Source organism: Microcoleus sp. AR_TQ3_B6 (assembly GCF_036702785.1).
Lineage (GTDB): Bacteria > Cyanobacteriota > Cyanobacteriia > Cyanobacteriales > Microcoleaceae > Microcoleus.
In genome coordinates, this window is sequence record NZ_JAUBVJ010000072.1 from 1 (window position 1) to 16,066 (window position 16,066).

At 45.9% G+C, this 16,066-nt stretch carries 10 protein-coding genes and 2 pseudogenes; 8 read left to right on the forward strand and 4 right to left on the reverse strand.

All coding sequences use genetic code 11. The annotated features are described in order from the left end of the window. The first annotated feature begins 324 nt into the window (after positions 1-324). A complete protein-coding gene (locus QUB56_RS26950) occupies positions 325-489 on the forward strand; it encodes a hypothetical protein (protein ID WP_332959336.1) in 165 nt (54 codons plus the stop codon). Positions 490-1,166: 677 nt separating this feature from the next. On the opposite strand, the pseudogene QUB56_RS26955 reads toward QUB56_RS26950, so the two are convergent. Continuing rightward, positions 1,167-1,500, reverse strand: a pseudogene (locus tag QUB56_RS26955) (IS630 transposase-related protein); the annotation flags it as partial. Between the two features lie 913 nt (positions 1,501-2,413). On the opposite strand from QUB56_RS26955, the gene QUB56_RS26960 reads away from it, so the two are divergent. Continuing rightward, the gene (locus QUB56_RS26960) at positions 2,414-3,349 is read left to right on the forward strand and encodes a hypothetical protein (protein WP_332959337.1); all 936 of its coding nucleotides are present in this window, start codon (positions 2,414-2,416) and stop codon (positions 3,347-3,349) included. Here QUB56_RS26960 and QUB56_RS26965 read toward each other — a convergent pair. Beyond that, the gene (locus QUB56_RS26965) at positions 3,317-3,931 is read right to left on the reverse strand and encodes a hypothetical protein (RefSeq protein ID WP_332959338.1); all 615 of its coding nucleotides are present in this window, start codon (positions 3,929-3,931) and stop codon (positions 3,317-3,319) included. The two genes, QUB56_RS26960 and QUB56_RS26965, sit on opposite strands and share 33 nt — an antisense overlap. Before the next feature lie 821 nt (positions 3,932-4,752). Between QUB56_RS26965 and QUB56_RS26970 the strand changes: the two genes are divergently transcribed. Beyond that, entirely contained in the window at positions 4,753-5,658 is a 906-nt protein-coding gene (locus QUB56_RS26970) for an alpha/beta fold hydrolase (protein ID WP_332959339.1), read from the forward strand. Between the two features lie 126 nt (positions 5,659-5,784). On the opposite strand, the gene QUB56_RS26975 is transcribed toward QUB56_RS26970, so the two are convergent. Beyond that, positions 5,785-5,994 (reverse strand): hypothetical protein, encoded by a 210-nt coding sequence (locus tag QUB56_RS26975; RefSeq protein ID WP_332959340.1) that lies wholly within the window; start codon positions 5,992-5,994, stop codon positions 5,785-5,787. Between the two features lie 613 nt (positions 5,995-6,607). Here QUB56_RS26975 and QUB56_RS26980 point away from each other — a divergent pair. The 5 genes and pseudogenes from QUB56_RS26980 to QUB56_RS37425 all read left to right on the forward strand — a co-directional run. Further along, positions 6,608-12,013 (forward strand): eCIS core domain-containing protein, encoded by a 5,406-nt coding sequence (locus QUB56_RS26980; protein WP_332959341.1) that lies wholly within the window; start codon positions 6,608-6,610, stop codon positions 12,011-12,013. Between the two features lie 14 nt (positions 12,014-12,027). Next, entirely contained in the window at positions 12,028-12,597 is a 570-nt protein-coding gene (locus QUB56_RS26985; protein WP_332959342.1) for a HEAT repeat domain-containing protein, read from the forward strand. Positions 12,598-12,626: 29 nt separating this feature from the next. Beyond that, on the forward strand, positions 12,627-13,376 hold the full coding sequence (locus tag QUB56_RS26990) for a hypothetical protein (RefSeq protein WP_332959343.1): 750 nt from the start codon (positions 12,627-12,629) through the stop codon (positions 13,374-13,376). Positions 13,377-13,632: 256 nt separating this feature from the next. Continuing rightward, entirely contained in the window at positions 13,633-14,568 is a 936-nt protein-coding gene (locus QUB56_RS26995; RefSeq protein ID WP_332959344.1) for a hypothetical protein, read from the forward strand. A 72-nt stretch (positions 14,569-14,640) separates the two neighbouring features. Beyond that, a pseudogene (locus QUB56_RS37425) lies at positions 14,641-15,163 on the forward strand (IS630-like element ISMae26 family transposase); the annotation flags it as partial. A 179-nt stretch (positions 15,164-15,342) separates the two neighbouring features. On the opposite strand, the gene QUB56_RS27000 reads toward QUB56_RS37425, so the two are convergent. Continuing rightward, positions 15,343-15,867 (reverse strand): DUF4330 domain-containing protein, encoded by a 525-nt coding sequence (locus QUB56_RS27000; protein WP_332959345.1) that lies wholly within the window; start codon positions 15,865-15,867, stop codon positions 15,343-15,345. Positions 15,868-16,066: the final 199 nt, after the last annotated feature.

A 16,066-nucleotide genomic window follows, 5' to 3' on the forward strand; every position in this document is an offset into this window, starting at 1 on the left:
GATGAAAATCCATGAGCTTAGCCTCTAGCATAAAGTTCATATATTATACAGTTTACACCGCCAACCCAGAAGACCCTATTTAAATCGAAAAAAAGTTACTATAAAATTTACAGAAAAGCGAAGATAACCAGACAAAAAGCTGAAAAAGTAAATCCGAAAAAAGATGAATAAAAAGTCAAAAAAAGAAATAAAAAATCCACCAAATTCTCGAAGATAAGAGAGAGGAAATAGAGTCGGGACAGCTTGTAGTCTATGCAATAGACTCATGCCATTTAATGGGAGGAGACATCTCCTGGTGAAACATGGGTAAAGTCAAAAGAACGCGTGGAAATACCAATTAATAATTATCAAGATAGACAAACTTATTATGGTGCATTAAATTTGTTAGAGCCAGATTTAATACTCGAAAAATATTCAACAGGAAATGGAGAAAATACTGTCAAATTTGTCGAAAATTTACAAAAAAAAATGTCGGGAAAAGATTGTTAATATTTTGGGATGGAGTCAGGCATCATACCGGAGAGAATATGCAGAAATTTTTAGAAAAAAAAATGAAGGACTAGCCCCTTCGGAATGGAAAATTACTTGTGAACTTTTTGCCCCTTATGCACCCGAAGAAAATCCAGTTGAGGCAATTTGGTTTCAATTAAAAAGTTTGCTCAGGAGACTTTATTATCTCAAAAAAAAATTAATATTATTAATCTTTTATTTCTATTGTTTGCTAAATATAATCTTTTCAATTTTCCTAAGTTAAAAAGATTTGATGCCTTTTCATAATTCATATAGGATTGCTATATCTTTAAAGAAGATTTACAAAAGTTAGTTAATGAAATCTAATTGAGATCATAATTGCCCATTACCCTCCTTATACATCTAAATATATCCCAGCGAACATGGACTCTTTCCTCATGTTACTAGAGCTTGTCAAGGAGTAATTTTTATCAATATATAATTGTCAAGTATCTGGTACAAAAAAATTATTAAAACCGGGTTATATGTAGTTGGAAATGTGCTTGACAAAGTCTATAAAATTGGTCGAAAGGGAGCTGATAACTTGAAAAAAACTATGCAAATTACTGTTGATGAATACTTGCCAAAATGGAACTATAGAGCCGTACCTCAAACTTAGTAATTCATCAAGTTATTAATTTTTCAGTCCTAAGTCTTTTTTTGCGAGTAAAACCTATTTTCTTCAAGGCTCGTGAGTTGGTGGGTGAGCTAATTTCCCCATCCCAAAGTTTTGCCATCTCCACCGCTCGTTTGATCCCCATGAATTTTGGCTTGCCTGACGAAATAGTTCCCAGTCAGTGATTTTATAACCATTACCCGGAGGCTGATTGGGTAAAGCTAGAAAGCCTCATGTTTGGTCTTGTCGCTTTAGCCATAGGGCGATCGTGTTGCGACTAATGTTGAACAGTTGACTGGCTTCAATAATTTTGAACCCATCAAGCTTGATAGCTTGAATGACTTTCACGCGTCGTAGCTGTAGGGTTGAGGCATAAGTGGTGCGTTAGCGAAGCCCTCGAACAGGATCGCAGAGCGACAAAAAAGACTATTCTCAGTTTACGCTCTAACCGCCTTGGCGGTTGCTATACATTAAAGAATCAAGAGTGCGTTTACGCCCGGGAGTGTCAACAAACAATACTGTCTGGATTCTCGGTCGGCCTTCCCGGCTGGTTTCCGTCCAGCTAACCGTCAGTCGATTTTAAATTTTAGACTTTGGCGTGAGACGTTCGGCGAGGGCGAGCGACGTTCAGCGAGTGGGCAGTCGAGTCGCGAGCGCCGTCGAAGGATTTTAGATTTTAGATTTACTCCACAGATGAATCTGGAACCTTGAACAAGAGTCTAAAATTTTTGCTTCTCCACCACGAGTGTCGGAAACTTGTATCCGTTTTTGAGCGGGGTCAAGCTGTGAACCCAGCATCGTTTGACACCCGGGGACACCGAGTACCCGGGGCTGCAGGCAAAAAGCTAAATTTTCGTCGCGCATGAATCGGCGGACGAATTGAATCACTCAAAATTCCCCTATTTTCTGAAATTAAAAATTTTTCGATTTTTGGCCCTGATGGCCAACTCCGATCGACCTTCTGTCTCAAGAGTGATTCAGAAATATTCGTTGTCGAACTGTTGTGCTTTTCTCACCAATCTTCCATGGCTCTATATTGGGTAATGATTTATCGGAATTATAGCAAGTTGCCGTACTCACCACGAGTTTAAATTTCTGGTATTATAGAGTCTAAGACTATTGTTGGCAGAGTATCTAAATCTGTGTTAAAAAAGCCTGGCTCATACCATTTTAGATGTGAGATTTTAGATTGGGAAAGACTGATTATGTAATGGTTTGAAACTGGTCTACAGTTGCAGAGTTTATTGAAACTGGTATAAGTTTAAGTTATTTCTCAAAAAACTCAGTATGAATCAAGTAAAAAAAACTACAACTAAGAAGCTGAATCGATCGCCAGTGAAAATGTCCGATCGCACTTGGGAACTCGATAAGCTCCCGTCGAGCGAGCTGTGCTTAGAAATGGATGATGGCCGAGCATTGAGGGAATTTAGTTCGGACGCTCGCCCGCCGGGAACCCCAGCAGCGATAGGCCGGACTGCCGAAAAAAGGCGCCTCCGGCTTGATGCCAAGAGCTCTGGGGCCCGATCGGCTGTGGTTTCTACTGCCTTTCTCAAGTGGCTGCTAGAGCGTTTGACTCGATCGAAAGGTTGGCTGGCCGCTTTCACCCTGGCAGCAGTTTGGGGGTGGTGGAACAGTCAGTTACTGTTTTCCACAGGGCTGGGGATAGCAGCGATGATGCTGGCTTACCGAGGGCAGTCCTGGGACTGGCAATTGCTGCGATCGCTCGTCGAGCAATTTTGGGAGGGCCCGAACCGCCGATTCGTTTTAGCGGTGGGCACCGGCGGCATTGCTACCTTGGGTGCTTACATGAGTTTGGCGATTTGGGCGGACTCCGAAAGCCACTGGATGGCTTTGAGCCTGATTTTGCAGAACTTTGGCACGATCGCGATTGCAGGGCTGTTGCTGCAGCAAGCGTTGAGTCTGGCGGCCTCAAAAGATGAAGTGGCCCTCGATCGCATCCTGGCAGATTTGACCGATCCTGACCCCGTGAAGCGTTTGATTGCAGTGCGGCAAATGACCGATTTGGTGAATAAGGGTGGGTTTGGCGCTGTGAGTTCCGTCAAAAGTTCGATAGCCCGTTCCCGAGCTGCCGAGTGCTTTCGCCTGATGCTGAGTCGGGAACCCGAAGCTTTAGTCCGCAATGCCCTGATCGAAGGTTTGCAGACTTGGGACGCTACTTATGACGGAGCTCTAAAATCCAAACATCAAGTCATCGACTACTAGCTGACCGTCAAAAGCGTAAAAAGTAATGCGATGAATATTCGGAGCTTTTACGCGCAGGGGAGCGCTAGGAGGGATCGGAGAATTAGACCCGGCCAGATTGGGGCCCGGCATTTCATCCTGAACAATTGAGTTGCCGTCGATGTCCCAAGCAGATAAAACAGTTCGCCGCGAACTTGTGACAAGTCCTGATACCCAGCAAACTGGAGACTTAAAAGTTATTTCTATCTGTCCGCTTTTGGGGGCTCCCATTAACACTGTTGCCCCAGAACCCGTGAAAAATGCTGGGTTTGAAGGTTGGATGGCGACGGCATTGCTAAAAGTCAGCCCCCAATGTGCAAACTGGTGTTCTACTACTTCAAAGCATTTTAACTCTTCTAAAGCTAGGCGGACGATCGCCGGTGCCGTAGCACGCGATCGCATCTCTGACCCGGCGCCTGAGCGTTCTGGAGTGGCGACAAAAGACTTTTTGCCGTTTAAATCCATGCTCGGACAGGCTGAATCAAATTCTGCAAACCCATCAGATTGAAGACTTTTCGCATCAACCATAAAACCCTCGCGATCCCGTTTCCTGAGCAGTTGCATTTTTAGTAGACCTCCCTGAGATTACTTGTTTCTTGTGTTTTGGAAGTGATTACGGCGAGGCCCGTGATTACCAAACCTGCAACGTCGGCATCGACACCCGCTCGCTCGCCCGCCCTCCAACAAAGACTTTCGAGCTCAAAAGCCACTGCTCCGCAAAATATCGTGATTAATTATTCGTGATGGGCGAGCGTCGGCAAACCTGCCGCCTGACTGCAAGCGAATTCTAATACTCCTGCTTTCCGAGCGCCTGCTTTCCGGGTTGGCGAACAGACTCTAGTGTGTTGAGGGGTCTTACCCATCATCTTGATATTATCTCTCATCGGCAGTAGTTTGCAAGGGTGAGAATAACTACACAGCCGAATTGCCCAAATCCCAAAACTTACTTGCTGTGTGTCGTTTCACGCTTCACCTGTACTAAAATAGATTTAACTATCAGCCGGAGAGTCCAAGGCGTGTATTTAGAGGGGAGTTAAAGGAGGCGCCTGGGGGGCCTCCGTACCCCGAATCCACGCCTCTGGATCTCTCGGCGTGGCTGTCCCAGGTACCGATCGGGGCAATTATATTTCGGGAGCATCCTGATTTTCAATGTACTTTCTGGCACGTTGAAACAGTAATGAAAAAAGTGGCGGTGTTTCTAAGTCACTGAAAAAAGCCCTTGCTTCGAGGGAAAAAGAAGCCTCGTGTCTAACGGTACGAGTTGACCGTCAGGTTTGTTGACATCAATACTCAATCTTTACAAAAACGCCACCAGCTTGGGAAGTTTTTTCAACAGAGACCGGGCGGACAAAAATCTAAAATATAACAGTGATTGAGGTTTATTTATGCTTGTACCCCTCGGCTTCGGTCAGCGATCGACAGTTACTTCTCTCGGCAGAATGGTTTACTACACTGCTGAAAAAATGCCTGGGACCGGGTTGCCGAACTCAACTTCAGAAAATAAACCTAATTTGGTATTTTTTCACGGTTTTGGGGGCGGATCCAGTGCCTACGAATGGTCGAAAGTTTATCCGGCTTTTGCGGCCGAATATCGAATTTTAGCACCTGATTTAATCGGTTGGGGACGATCGGAACATCCGCCGAGAAATTATTTAGTTGAAGATTATATCACAACTTTGATCGAATTTATAGAAAAAACTTGCGGCAGTCCGACAGATGTGATTGCTTCTTCGCTGACGGGGGCGATCGCGATTCGAGCTGCGATCGCGCGGCCGGATCTTTTCAAATCCCTAATTTTAACAATACCCAGCGGTTTGTCGGACTTCGGACAAGATTACGGCCGCAGTTTCTTCGCTCAGTTAGTTGGCACGCCGATTTTAGACCGCTTGCTCTACAGTACCGGAATCGCCACAGAAGGCGGTATCCGTAGCTTCTTAGAACAGCGCCAATTTGCCGATTCCCGTCGCGTTTACCAAGAAATTGTAGATGCTTACCTCGCATCTGCTTTGGAACCAAATGCAGAATATGCCGCCCTGTCTTTTGTGCGGGGAGATTTGTGCTTTGATTTGTCGCTGTACATCACTCAGCTAACAACGCCAACAGCGATTATTTGGGGAGAAAAATCGCAGTTTACCGGTCCCGAAATCGGCCAGAGGTTGGCCAACCTCAACCCCGAAGCAATCAAAGTTTTTCAACCTCTGGAAAATGTAGGTTTGACTCCGCAGTTAGAAATTCCCGCTGTGACTATTGGCTTAATTCGGCAATATTTAAAGTTGCTTTCGGAAGGGTAAATTACCCGCCTCCCTAGTGATATCATTCATGTCAACAGCTCGCGCCGTCGCACAACCGCACCCTTCCGCAACCGTCATTTGGAGCCTTTCCTTAATGTCGCCGTCAAACAGCGACAGTTTCTCAATCTATTCTAAAAGTTTGCCGTGCGGCCGCGACTTGCGCCTTTGGCAATAAATCGCTGTCAGCAAGTCTTCTAGCCCTACTTTTGTTAAGGCATCTGCAATCAATCCCGTCAGACTCAACACGGCGATGCCCCCTAGGATTCCCGCAGGACCTCCCAGAAACGCTAAAGCTGCTGTAATAGCAGCCGCTCCTGTCAAACCTGTCGCAGCCATCGCCACCACCAGAATGACACCCGATAAACCCTGCAGCAGCTACTTTCTTGACGACTTCATCAATTTTACCAACCTTCGCTGTTGCTTTCTTTCCTTTATCAACCAGTTGCCAGCACGAAAAACCTGCTAGCGCAACAAGTTATTTATTCTAGATTCTTTAGTCCATTTCCCCATCTAGACCCCTATGACTCCACAACTTCATCAGGATACGTGGCTATCCTGATGAAGTTGTCGCTGTCCCGTGAGGTAGATGGGGATATACGGTTATCCTGTGTCTTTCCCCCCACATAGCCATGGGATTATCGATGTAGTGTTACAGTTTTGATTAACGGGCTTCCCACCAGTGGCTTAGAAAAGACAATCGTGGAAGCCATTAGACCATCCCATAAAATTTTAGCGGGCTGTGCTACCGTATTAATTGGCGGTTAATCCTAGCCCTAAAAATTTCAACAGGACTTACTAGCAACCCTGAAATAGGGTGTAAGCGTAAATCTCGGGTTCCAAAGCGACGAGTTTTCAGAGAAACCGGGTTGGTAAGCGCAAGTCCCGCATCGAATCTCAAATCAGAAATTAACAATCTGCAATTACTGGTAGTGCCGGGAGCAGTTAGGTGATGAGCGAACGAGTACCAGCCCAAAAGAAAACCTCGGTGACGCCACCTGTGGCGAATCAAGCTTGTTCGCCCCTACTTCACCAAAGCCCGTTGACTTCGGAGCAATCTGAATCTGTTGGCAGCAATTCAAACATATCGCAGGAATTAGGAGGGATTCAACCAAAAACAATCCGTCGCAGCTTGAATTGGCAAAACATTACTGTAGAAGCGCCTTCTCGGGGTAATGGGATGTCTTTGCCTGGCGGCATTCAACGCCAACAGGAACAAGAGGAAACGCCAGCAATCGAACATCAAGTTTCAGCAAAAAAAGCAGAAACAAGTAAAGGAGAATTAAGTAATTTAACGAAAGCGACTGAGGGGCCGCTCCAACCAAAAATCGATCGCAGTAGGTTAAATTGGGGCAATATTTCTGTAGAAGCGCCCATTCGCAGCGGTGAAGCTTCCCCCCAACCGATTCAACGCCAACAGGAGGAACAACAAGAAACGCCAGCCATTCAAGCTCAGATGGCAGCAGATTCAGCAGAAAAAACAGCAGGGGAATCAAGCAATTCAACGATAACCAGCGACGGGGAAGCACTACAGCCAAAAATCGCCAGAGCTCCGTTTAATGGGCGAAATATTCCTATAGAAGCGCCTCAAAGTTCAGCAAATTCTAGCACTCATCCAGAAGGAATTCAGCGTCAAGAAACCTCTGATGTGAAGAAACAAGAAGAATCAACAGAATCTCTCCAGATGCAGCCACAGGGGGCAATTCAGGCTCATAGTAGTGAAGGCGAACCACAAGAAAAAGAAGAGCAAAACAACGAATTGGTTCAAACCAAACTAACAGTTGGCGCACCCGGGGATAAATACGAACAAGAAGCTGACAGCATGGCGGCGAAAGTCATGACGATGCCAGACTCAGCCCTACAGCAGCCAATTCAACGTCAAACCGGGGAAGATACAGAAGCAGTCCAAATGCAACCAGAGGTAAATTCCATTACTCCACTGGTGCAGCGCTCGTCAGGGGAGGAAGAAGAAGTCCAGATAAAGTCGGGGGCGAAACGAGTATCTGATGGGAGTTCTCAGGCTTCTGGCAGCGTAGAAAACCGGCTCGCGGGTTCTAAGGGTGGGGGTAGTGCTTTACCCGATGATGTACGTAGTTTCATGGAGCCGCGCTTTGGTGCTGAATTTAGTGGCGTGCGAGTGCATACCGACTCGAATGCGGTGCAGATGAATAAGGAGTTGGGGGCGCAGGCGTTTGCTCATGGTAGCGATATTTACTATGGGGCGGGGAAGTCTCCGGGTAAGGATGAGTTGACAGCGCATGAGTTGACCCATACCGTACAGCAGGGGGGTGCGGTTCAGCGTAAGCTTGACGGTAGTTCTGCTGTTTCTACAGATCAACAACAAAGCCCCTTTCAGTTTGAAACAGACTCATCAAATGTCGAGGCTGTTGCTAGGCAAATTGTTGAGAGTTTGAGCGCAGATCCTGAAGATCGAGCGGGAGGGGTCATGGGGATGCTAGCAGGTCTAGCTCCATCCAATCGTCAAGTAGTTGTTGCACAGGTTCAAACGCAACTTTCACCACAGCAGCAGCAAACGTTCAGCAGAATTCTGGGAAGATTAGGATCAGATCGCGATGTAGCATCAGCTTCCGAGCAAGAGATCCCCTCTGGTCAAACAGGAACGGCTCCAGACCATGAAAGCCAGCCTGAAAATGAAGCAGAAACAAGCCAAGCAACTCAAGTTACCGATACAAACAAACATTCAGGAAAATCAACTTCCACAGTAACAGGGGAGCAATCTCCCTCTTCTACATCCGAAACCTCTGAAGTTGGAACCGAGAAGGATAGAAACAAGACAAAATCCCCATTGGCAAAGGCATCAGCACCAACCCAAACAACTGATAGAAAGTCTGACAAAACCCCTAATTCTCCAACTAACAGCCATCAGAAAGGTCAATCGACCCACTCACAGACCCCTCATCCGAAACAGGGAAATTCCTCACCTCAAGCCAAATCAAGTGGAGTTTCTGGGTCTGCATCGATGCAGTCCGATCGCCAGTCAGGATCGCCCACATCTCCTGGTAAGGAAGGAAATTCTGGAGAACGAATAGCTGCAAATTCCCGCTCGCAATCTCCTGAATTACCAACAACGTCAGCGCGATCGCAAAGTACCCAAGCTTTACTCGAACAGGTTGCTACAGCAGCCAATGGTGCGCGACAGCGATTTACCGATCGCATTACTCAAGGTACTGAAGCGATCGCTGCTAGCATCCAACAGCAGCAAGCAGCGCTGATCGCAGCCGGAGAACAGCAAACAGGTGCAATTCAGGCTCTTTTTGCCAATGCCCGCGCTCAAGTTGGAGAGATTGTTACCAGTGCTCAGGCTCAGCTTCAAACCGACGCTACTTCACACTTGGCAACCTTACAACAGGGTCATGCTGCGACCCAGGAGCAAGTAGCAACAACCTTCTCCTCTGGACAGGAACGTGCCCAGACCCTTGGGAATACCTATGCGGAACGCTCGTTGCAAACTGCTGATGAGTCTGCTCAACAGGTGCAAACTCGGATTCAAGGAATGGCACAGGAATCACGAGCGATTGGTCAACAGAAGGCAGAGGTAGGTGGGAGTACTCCAGAAATTGCCCAGGCAAAGGCTAGAGCGGCTAATGAGATTGCCTTAGATACTGCAACCAAAATTACGAGTGGTGTGTCTGATGCGATGAGGGATTTGCGAGGAACCGGACCTGAGACTGCTCGTGGTTTCAGGGAGCAAGGTCAGGAAGCTGCGCGTCAAGTGGGTGCTGGTCAGGCTCAGGTTGTGAACCAATTGAATACGTCTAACCAACAGACAGCTAGTGGGATTCAACAGGCTGTTACCCAAGGCAGTCAAGCACTCGGAAATCTCGGCACCCAGTTGACTGCTCAATTGGCATCTTTAGAGCAAACCATTCAGAATCAGTTACAGACTCAGATCGGACAGAAGAGCCAGGAGATCGCCACTGCGGGACAACAGGCAATTACAACCTTTCAGCAACAAGGACAACAGGCGATCGCCTCTGGTAATGAGCATCTAACTCAGTTCAATCAGCAGCTTGCTGGTATGGATATTGACCCTTCGCTTGCCGCCGAAGTCACTGGAGAAATTGTCGGTCAAGTGAATGGGGCTTATGACAATCTCATCGCAACCACCGATGGAGCCTTCCAACAGGCAGATGGTGCCCTTACTCAAGCTGGAACAGAGGTGATTAACGCAATTAACGCCATCTCTACCAATGCCTCTGGACAAATTCAAACCTTCTTGGGACAGGCACGAGGGCAGGTGACTGAGCAAGTTGGGACTATCTCTGGTCAGCTTGGCACCACCGTTACCCAAGCGAATGCTGCGGGTAGTGGTATGGTCAGCCAAGTAGCCACAAATCTGGAAGGACAACTGAGTCAAGTTGATAGCGGTTTTGGACAAGGCTTAGAACAATATCGGGGTGGTCTGAATGAACAGGTTACGTCTGCAACTGAGCAGGCCCAGGAACCGCGACAGAGCGTACCGGGTCGAATTGATGAGGCACAACGTAGAGCGGAGGAAAGAGCAAAAAACAACTGGTTTGTGAATCAGTGGAACGACCTTGTGGAAATGGTCAGTAGTCCAGGTTTCTGGGCAGGTTTAATTACTGGCCTCATTTTGGGAGCAATTGTCGTTGCACTAGTTATCGGAGGAGTATTAACAGGTGGTGTGGCTATTGTAGCTGTGGCAGCTCTCGTTGGAGCAATAGCAGCAGGAGTTGGCACAGCTGTTGGTAATCATGCTGAAGGAAGACCCTGGCATGAAGGGATCGTCTCGAACATGATTTTTGGGGCGTTCGGTGGTGCTGTTGGTGCTGCTGCCCTACTATTTCTGGGAGGGGTTGCTGCTGGTGCAGGTCTAAGTGCTGGTGCAACCCTTGCACTACTGACGGCTGGCGCTTCAGTTACAGCGGGTATTGTCACAATCATAGATAACGTTGCCCACAAGCGGGAGTGGGATAAGGGATTACTTGCTAACATGGCTTTTGCCGGAATCCTCACCTGGATTGGCGGCAAAATTGAGGGTTTTGTTAAAGGTCGTACACCTGGGGGTGGCAATCGCCCACCTGTCGAGGAGCCACCCGGAACTGAACCGCCTACCCGCCCACGAAGAGAACCTAGCAGTGGAGGAGAGGAACCTCCTCAAGGTTGCTTTGTCGCAGGAACAAAAGTCTTTACTCCTCAAGGTGAAAGGAATATTGAATCGCTGATTGTGGGGGACAAGGTTTGCGCTTTAGACACCTCATCTAAACAAGAGCGAGTTCAACTGGTTGAATGTGCCTTTATTCGTAGCGTACCTACTGTTCTGGATATTCAGATTGGTGAAACAACCATTACCTGTAGTCCAGAACATCCATTTTGGGTGCCTCAGCAAGGCTGGCTCAAAGCAAAAGAATTGCAGGTTGGCTCAACCTTGTTCTCACTGCACCAAGGCGATGTAACAGTAGAGCATATTCAGATACGCACAGGTACATTCACTGTTTACAACATTGAAGTCAATGGTTTGCACAACTACTGCGTCTCCCCCCTTGGCATTCTTGTACATAACAAAGCAATGCGCTGGAATCTACAAGATCGTGCGGTTGCTCTCAGAGGAAGGGTAAACGAATTAATTGAGCAAGCACGTAACCTACCTGACGATGCGCCAGGCAAAGCAGACTTATTGCGTCAGGCACAAGAACTTGAACCAGGAGCCAGTAGATTATCACGCCTTGCAGAAGATTCAAAATCTCCAGAAGCTTTAGAACCTTCACGCGATGCCATTGAATCCATGGAAGAGAGTGTGACTCTGTTGGAAGAAGGCGTTGATACTGCCAGTTTACCTTCACGCGCCCGATCACTCCCTCGTAAAGTACATCAGCTCAGGGAACTTGCAGGCAAGGAGTTACCAAAGAATTTACCTGAAAAGCATGAAATACTTAACAGACTCCAACCAGGAGAAGAATTAGAATCGCAGGCAAAAGCTTTGAAAGATTTGGCGGAAGAGCAACCTGACTCTGTAGGAAGTCTTGAATCCGAGATTCTTGAAACCGAGGCTGAATTAAGCAGTATTGAACAGAGGATTCGGGAACTTAATCCTGAAACTCCCCCAGAGGTAAATGTTCCGAGACCCCATCTCCCCCATCCTCAAAATCACTTACCAACTGGAGGAGATCATCCATATGTACCACCTCGTCAGGCTGGTAATCCAGAGGTAGTTCGATGGCCTGAAGGAGGAGGTTTTGAGGATATTCATGGCAATAAATGGGAGTGGGCGCGCGACCAACATGCCGGTCCCCATTGGGATGTTCAACATCCCAATGGTTCACATACAAATGTTTATCCGGATGGAATAGTTCATCAGGGCAGTGATAATTTTTAGGATAGGAAAATGATATGTATAAAAATTCACCAGAAGAAATTTGCTCTAGAATTGCTGAGGGAATGTCTGCAACTGAGTGGTTGCGGCATGGAGTTGAGGCTGAAACGCTGCTAGAAGCTCTTACTGATGCATCAGCAGAGCATATATGCATTGTGCTGTGTGATGTCCTGGGTTGGCGACACGAGCGTATAGCAGTTCCTCATCTCATTACCTTGCTAGAACATGAATCCTCTAAAGTGAGATCGGCAGCAGCAGATGCATTGGCTAAGATCGGTGATCCGAGTGCAGGTAAAGCCCTACTGGCTCGTTTAGAATTGCCCGATCCCAATATTGGTGTGCGTCGTATGCTTTTGGCTGCACTAGGAGCCGTAAAGTGTCGAGAAGCAATTCCATTGCTAATTGAATATTTACAAAATCCTGATCCCAGTCAACGGGGTAGTGCATCTTGGTCTCTTGGGATAATGCATGTGAATGAAGCTCTACCCGCGCTACAAGATGCTCTACAGTATGAACGAAGTCAATACCCAAAAGAACGTATGATTGAAGCAATTAGGGCTATTCGGACAGTCAATTCTCCAAAATGAGAATATCTGCACGTGATTAAATAGGGAAAATGAAGAGCAAAAATAAACACTCGCTTTGGGTTAATTTAGCAGTCGGCGACTATTTTCTGGTTCCGAACAATTTAAATTTACCAGATGGTAACTGTGCTATTCGTAACCTTAGGGGAATTGAGAAACAAGTCGATCCAGATGCGATCGCTCCCTACGAGATCTCAGCTAAAGATGCTGAACCCTATATGCGGCAAGAAGTGACTCAGGCGATGGAGCAAATTTCCAGCCTGTTTTCCAATGTTGTGGCAATTGCTCTCCAAAACAGGAAAGGAAACTCTACGGATGCTGCAAAATCTGCCGACCCTACTCAACCTGCTGCCAGCTTATTGGCTAACCTGTTGGGAGTTTCATTAGACGAGTTTTGTGACAATCCTGAAGTTGCTAAGGAGGGTTTACAAAGCTTTGTGGCTGAAGTCGCAACAGCAATGCAGAGCAGTGTTGCTCAAAATCCCGATCGCACCCACGTGATTCAAACCAGTGTGGATGCGGTGCTAGAAACTCTCCAGTCTCGTGGTTTGAATATACCTGACCTGGATACCAATGAACTGATCGCAGAGTTTTCTAAGGTTATCTCAGAATTTCCTGATGAACTCCGCAGTACATTCTCCAAAAACTCCTCTAATTTTGAAACCGCCACGACACAACTTCAAGAAGCTGCCCTCCAGATCGACCAATCCTTTTCAAACCTGGCTCAAACTCTGACACAAAGCCTAACGAAGTTACAGAATTTAACGAACAAGCCTGAGTGATACAAATTTAGTAATCTATTTTCAGGTAATCTTGACTGGTCACGCTGGATCGAAAATTTGGGTACCAGCATATTGATTGGTGCGCTCTTTGGTGCTGGTTTATCCGAACCCCTGGCTTCACTATACAAAATGGCACTTTGCACTTAAATGGACAACCCTATTTAATCAACGGTAAGCCTGTTCATGTGAGAACTACAACACAAGGCAGATAGTTGTAATATAAAAGGAACAACTTTCTCTAGAAAGTAAGGGTGATATGAGTACAGAACTTGTGATAAGAATTTGGACTGATAATAGAATAAGTGCCAGAGCACAATTACTTGAGCTCATTAAAATTTTCGAGCTTAAGGGGTTTAATCAGGGAAGCTGGAAAGGACTTACTGTCAGGAAAAGTGACTTATCCCAAAAAACACTACAGTTACAAGAACCACTATCCTGGGAACAGATAAATACTGCATTAGCAGAGTACGATAGTGATGATTTGCACCTATCTGTTCGATCAGCTTTCCCCTGTTGGCGATTTGATGGCACAACTCCGCAGGATGAGTTTGTTCCTCTCTGGATAGAAGCATGGGGGAATAACTTTGTTAATAGTACAGGACGCTGTAGGGAGGTAGAGGGCGATGCCGCTATTAGCCTAGCTAATAGCGGTCCTTTCGTTGCTTTAATTGAATCTGAAGAAACTCCACAGGTTCGACAGGTCAACCAATACATTGAGAAAAATCTTGAACGTGTTACAGACTTAATTCTTGCAATTGCTGAGCAGGTAAACCCTGTAACAATGAAGGCGTTTACTGCTCAAGGTTTATATCAACCACTGAATGCTCATTTAGTTTTTTTCCGCGATCAAACTGTTCTTCTCAACGACTTAATTTTTATCAAAAAGCTGTGGGATGAAGGGCTACCTGGCTATCGCACACCTCCACTTCGCGAATCAGTCGATAAACCAGATCTGTATACATTACACCCCTGGCGAGGATTAGAAGCAAGCCAAACGCTCTCTAATCGGCTGTCAGGTCTTATTAACAATATCGACTACTTAACTCCTACAGACTTAGAGCAAATTGACTGGCAGCATTACGATAATTACGAAGGTGAAAATGGGCGTGTAGTGCTAGATTATCCTTACTGGGTCAACAGCTTTCTCGATCACTTCTATATCGCTCTCCTTAGTACCAATGTCAAAAAATGAAGTGTTTTATAGCGTTTTTCATAGCTATGAGGTACACTTAGTAAAGTAAAACTATTTAGAGGAAAATTATCAATCCAACCCTATTCAATAGACTCGATCAAAAAAATCATAGAAGTTAGACAAAAAGAAAATATTTCAATAATAAAACTAGCAGAACGTTTTAAGGGAGCCAAGAGCTTTGTTCAAAAATTACTAAAAATATTTGAAGAGACAGGAGATATCAGTCCTATTGCTCAAGGAGGAAGTCCACCCACAAAATTAACAGGGCGAACAATTAGTGACGAAGAGTGGAAATAATAGAAGAGAATAATGATGCAACTTTAAAAGAGTTAATTGAATTGCTTGAGTCAAAAAACGGAATAAAAGTAAGTATATCGACTCGGGGAAGAATTAGCAATAAACTAAATTATACTTTCAAAAAAAAGTCTATGCCGCAGAGAAAAGAAGCGAACGAGTTCAAAAAGCCCAAGTATAATTTTGGGATAAAATCAGGGAGGTCAGGGCGCAAGACCTGATTTTTATAGATGAATCAGGGGTTAATCTAGCAATGGTACGACTATAGGTCAGAGCATTAAAAGGTCAAAGAGCGAGAGGATAAAAACCACTAAAAAGGGTCACAAATATTTCTTTGATATCTGCTTTAAGGATGTAACGCATTTAACGCAGGTCAGGAAGGAGGAAGAGGGAAGAAGGAAGATTAATTCCCCATTACCAATTCCCCATTACCCATTAGCAATGACTACTGACTACTGACTACTGACTACTGACTACTGACTATTCTTTCACTCGCACGTCGATGACGCTGGCGTTGAAAATGTACTTTTTGCCTTCCAGCTCTAGCGTAGTACCAATTTTGACTTTCGTATTCCCTAAAACCGGGCCATTTTCAGTAACTTGACCTTTTCCCTCTAAAGTAAACATCATATTTTTGCTGAAGGATTCTTCTTCTCTGGGATCGGGGAGAGCTTTCAGAGTGCCGTTGGGCTGAGGAACTGCTAGGGTTCTGGTGATAGTTTTGACAGATTTGATGGTAATCTGACCGGAGGGTTGATTGCGGATTACCACATTGATTTTATCACCGGCTTTGAACAAATCTTGAACATTTGTCCCTTTGAGACCGATCGCAATTGCATCTATTTCTACAGGTTTGTTACTGGTGCCGACTTGGGCCACGGAACCGCCAGAAGTGCCGGGAAAGAAGAAGATTCCGACTGCAACTAGCAGTACGATCAGAGCAGCACCTAGGTCTAAGATGCTGAGTTTGCCGAACAGCCGGCCTTGAGAATCCAAAATTTTCATCAGAAAAATGGGTCTGAAACCCCGTCCTTCTAGGACGGCTTTACATTGGATTGGGGTGGAGGGGTATGGTTGCCCCTCCGTGGAGATGTGGTTTTCTCCAAAACTCCTTGCGGGTAAAGTTAGCTTCGCCAATGTTTTGAGAGCTTGTTAAACTTGCAGCACTGTCTCAGTGACCTTAAAACTGTTTAACTGCAAATGA